Source organism: Paraburkholderia sp. SIMBA_027, from assembly GCF_046535315.1.
Taxonomy (GTDB): Bacteria; Pseudomonadota; Gammaproteobacteria; order Burkholderiales; family Burkholderiaceae; genus Paraburkholderia; species Paraburkholderia tropica.
This window is the reverse complement of record NZ_JAWRWY010001438.1, coordinates 1-242: the sequence shown is the minus strand read 5'-3', so window position 1 is coordinate 242 and position 242 is coordinate 1. Positions and strand designations below refer to the sequence as shown.

Genomic DNA, 242 nt, shown 5'->3' with positions numbered 1-242 from the left:
GTCTACGCCAAGAACGGCCAGACCGCGGGTATCGGTGCCGGCCAGATGAGCCGCGTCGATTCCGCCCGAATCGCGGCGCTGAAGGCTGAAGAGGCTGCCAAGGCGCTCGGTCTTCCTGTTCCGATGACGCACGGCTCTGCAGTTGCCTCGGAGGCTTTCCTTCCCTTTGCCGATGGCCTGCTGTCGATGATTGCGGCAGGTGCCACCGCGGTGATTCAGCCCGGCGGTTCTATGCGTGACCA

The 242-nt window shown here is 64.5% G+C and carries 1 pseudogene; it reads left to right on the top strand.

Features of this window, described 5'->3' with window-relative positions:
- A pseudogene (gene purH, locus SB764_RS43935) lies at positions 1-242 on the top strand (bifunctional phosphoribosylaminoimidazolecarboxamide formyltransferase/IMP cyclohydrolase); the annotation flags it as partial.